General features: G+C 67.2%; 3 protein-coding genes and 1 pseudogene. All 4 read right to left on the bottom strand.

Annotated elements, in window-relative coordinates; genetic code table 11:
- Positions 1-830: thiamine pyrophosphate-binding protein (locus FKP22_RS25480; RefSeq protein WP_310733378.1), on the bottom strand; the 830-nt coding region annotated here is incomplete at its 3' end.
- A gap of 20 nt (positions 831-850) precedes the next feature.
- On the bottom strand, positions 851-1729 hold the full coding sequence (locus tag FKP22_RS25475; RefSeq protein WP_141290541.1) for a phosphoribulokinase: 879 nt from the start codon (positions 1727-1729) through the stop codon (positions 851-853).
- A gap of 114 nt (positions 1730-1843) precedes the next feature.
- Positions 1844-2929 carry a class 1 fructose-bisphosphatase gene (locus FKP22_RS25470; protein ID WP_141290539.1) on the bottom strand — a complete coding sequence of 362 codons (1086 nt, stop codon included), beginning with the start codon at positions 2927-2929 and terminating at the stop codon, positions 1844-1846.
- A gap of 15 nt (positions 2930-2944) precedes the next feature.
- Positions 2945-3185, bottom strand: a pseudogene (locus FKP22_RS25465) (hypothetical protein); the annotation flags it as partial.

The raw sequence follows: 3185 nt of genomic DNA, 5'->3' as shown, positions 1-3185 counted from the left end.
GCCGCACCCAAGGCTTCGCCGTGCGCCTTGGCGGTGCCGGCGCGATTCGGCGAGCCCTGGCCGATGCGCGTGCGGCAGCAGATCAGCACCGGCTTCTCGGATGCATGGGCCGCGGCGATTGCGCGGTCCAGCGCGTCGAAGTCGTGGCCATCGACGGCACGGATCACGGTCCAGCCGTAGGCTTCGAAGCGCCCCGGCGTGTCGTCGCCGAACCAGCCCTTCACGTCGCCATCGATCGAGATGCCGTTGTCATCGTAGAACGCGACCAGCTTGCGCAGGCCCCAGGTGCCGGCCAGCGAGCAGGCTTCGTGGCTGAGGCCTTCCATCAGGCAGCCGTCGCCCAGGAACACATAGGTGCGGTGGTCGACCACCGCGTGCCCTGGGCGGTTGAACTCGTCGGCAAGCAGCTTCTCGGCGAGCGCCATGCCCACCGCATTGGCAATGCCCTGGCCGAGCGGCCCGGTCGTGGTCTCGACGCCGGGCGTGACGCCGACCTCGGGGTGGCCGGGGGTGAGCGAGTGCAACTGGCGAAAGCGCTTGAGTTCGGCCATCGGCAAGGCGTAGCCGCTGAGGTGCAGCAGCGCGTAAAGCAGCATCGAGCCGTGGCCGTTGGAGACAACGAAACGGTCACGGTCCATCCATTGCGGATCCGCAGGATCGTGCTTCAGGTGGTGGCGCCACAGCGCTTCGGCGATGTCGGCCATGCCCATGGGCATGCCGGGATGGCCGGAATTCGCGGCCTGCACGGCGTCCATGGCCAACACGCGAAGTGCGTTGGCACAGGTCGCGCGAAGTGCGTTGGCGCCGGATGCGACGGAAGTCGGATTCATGGTCATGTTCAGGGCCCCGGTCAGTGGGAAAGCAGCTTCTTGCGCCGCTCGACGAGGCGCATGATCATCGGCGTGAAGATCAGCTGCATCGCCAGCTCCATCTTTCCGCCCGGCACGACCAGCGTGTTGGCGCGCGACATGAACGAGTCGTGCAGCATGCTCAGCAGGTAGGGCATGTCGATGCCCTTGGGGTCCGAGAAGCGGATCACGACCAGGCTCTCATCGGCCGTCGGGATGGTGCGCGCGATGAACGGGTCGGAGGTGTCCACCACCGGCACACGCTGGAAGTTGATGTGGGTGCGCGTGAACTGCGGGCAGATGTAGTGCACGTACTCGTGCATGCGGCGCAGGATCACGTCGGTCACCGCCTCGGTCGAGTAGCCGCGCGTGCTCTTGTCGCGATGGATCTTCTGGATCCATTCGAGGTTGATCACCGGCACGACGCCGATCAGCAGGTCGGCCAGGCGCGCTACGTCCACCTTGTCGGTGGTCACGCCGCCGTGCAGTCCCTCGTAGAACAGCAATTCGCTGGGCGGCAGCGGCGCCCACGGAGTGAAGGTGCCGGGCGGCTGTTTGAAGGGCGCGGCTTCTTCTTCGTTGTGCAGGTACTTGCGACTGGTGCCAGTGCCGCTTTCGGCATAAGCCGCGAACAAGGCCTCGAGTTCCTTGAAGAGGTTCGCGTCCTCACCGAAATGGCTGAAGTGCGGCCGGTTCTGCTTCTCGGCCTCGGCCATCGCGACCTTCATCGCAGCGCGGTCGTAGCGATGGAAGCTGTCGCCCTCGACGACGGCCGCGGCCACGCCTTCGCGGCGGAAGATGTTCTCGAAAGTTCGCGTCACCGAGGTGGTGCCGGCACCGGACGAACCGGTGATCGCAATGATGGGGTGCTTGGCAGACATGGTGGATCTCGCTTTCTAATTAGACGACGCGGGTTCAGCCGGCGCCGGGCCGCCCCAAGGCGGCTGAACACCCGCTCGGCGGGTGGCGCCGGTACGCCGGTGCCGGGTGCTCCATCACACAGCGGCAGCGAAAAGCCCGCGCCTGCCGAACAGCGGCGCGTCGAAGGCCTCGGGCGGTTCGTCGCGGTGGTAGCCCTCGATGCGCTCGACCTCCTGCTTCGAACCGAAGATGAAGCCGATTCGCTGGTGCAAGGCTTCCGGCTGCACCGCCATCAGCCGCTCGCGCCCGGTGCTCGCGGCGCCACCCGCCTGCTCGATCAGGAAGGAGATGGGGCTTGCCTCGTAGAGCAGCCGGAGCCGGCCGGCGCGCGCCGGGTCCTTGCGGTCGCGCGGGTACAGGAACACCCCGCCGCGCATCAGGATGCGGTGCGTCTCGGCCACCAGCGAGGCGATCCAGCGCATGTTGAAGTCGGCATCGCGCGGCCCCGTCTGGCCGGCCATGCATTCGTCGACGTAGCGCTTCACGGCGGGCTCCCAGAAGCGGCTGTTCGAGGCGTTGATCGCGAACTCGCGCGTACTCTCGGGGATCTGCAGGTCCGGGTGGCTGAGCACCCACTCGCCCAGCATCGGGTCGAGCGTGAACGCGTGCGTGCCACGGCCCAGCGTGAGCACCAGCATCGTCGTCGGGCCGTAGATCGCGTAGCCCGCGCCGACTTGCTCGGTGCCGGGCTGCAGGAAGTCCTGCGGCTGCGGGTCCTGCCCCGGCGTGGCGGCACGCAGGATCGAGAAAATGCTGCCCACCGACACGTTGACGTCGATGTTGGAAGACCCATCCAGCGGGTCGAACAGCAGCAGGTACTTGCCGCGCGGGTGCTGGGGCGGCAGCAGATACGGCTCCTCCATCTCTTCGGACACCATGCCGGCGAGTTGGCCGCCCCATTCGGTCGCGCGAATGAAGAGCGCGTTGCTGAGCACGTCCATGGCCTTCTGTTCTTCGCCCTGGACATTGATGCTGGCCGTGGTGTCGACTTCGTTGCCAAGCGCACCGGCCAGTGCACCGAAGGCCACCTTGCGGGCGATCGCCTTGCAGGCCAGCGAGACATCGGTGATCAGCGCATTCAGGTCGCCGGTGGCGCCCGGGTGTCGACGGCGTTCGTCGATCAGGAACTGGGTGAGTGTGGGTCTTCCTCCGGTGGGCATCGCTGTCTCCTTGTTTCAATGTGATGTGTCGGCACCGACGGGCATCGCCAGCCGGTGCAGCAAGTCTTGCGGTGTTGCGAGCCGCCACAGATCGGCGGGCAGCTGCGTCGGTGCGTGGCCGTAGCCCCAGCCAGCCCATGCTGCGGCACTGCCGGCGGCCAGCGCAGCGGCGATGTCGACCGCCGCGTCACCCACCATCAGCAAGCGCTGCGCCGGGTGTCGCCGCGGATCACCTGGATCCGGTTCTGCGGCGTGG

It is taken from the genome of Ideonella azotifigens (assembly GCF_006519715.1).
Lineage (GTDB): Bacteria > Pseudomonadota > Gammaproteobacteria > Burkholderiales > Burkholderiaceae_C > Ideonella > Ideonella azotifigens.
Note: the sequence above shows the minus strand (reverse complement) of the source record. Positions and strands in the feature narration are given on the sequence as shown.